We start from the raw sequence: 259 nt of genomic DNA, 5'->3' as shown, positions 1-259 counted from the left end.
GTGAAAGACCTGCACTAGATAGTAAATTTCAAGGGAGAGAGGGCGTAATTTATACCGTTACCGCTAAAGGCGGGTTGATTCGAGAAGTTCTTATCCCTACACAGCTTGCAAGTAAATTAGAAGAACGTAGGCTCGATACACCGCAAAAAGTCACAGATCGCGGTGTCCATTACGAACAAAAATATGACATTGGTGCTGGTCACAAATGGTCTAATTCATATACACAAGCCTCAAACCGCGTACTTGGTTGGTCTAGGGG

1 pseudogene is annotated in these 259 nt (G+C 44.0%); it reads left to right on the top strand.

Annotation, left to right across the window (positions count from 1 at the left end):
• Positions 1 to 259 (top strand): annotated as a pseudogene (locus AAEZ22_RS18475) (site-specific integrase); the annotation flags it as partial.

Source organism: Pseudoalteromonas sp. 20-MNA-CIBAN-0454, assembly GCF_040308685.1.
In the GTDB taxonomy this organism is placed as follows: Bacteria; Pseudomonadota; Gammaproteobacteria; order Enterobacterales; family Alteromonadaceae; genus Pseudoalteromonas; species Pseudoalteromonas nigrifaciens.
Note: the sequence above shows the minus strand (reverse complement) of the source record. Positions and strands in the feature narration are given on the sequence as shown.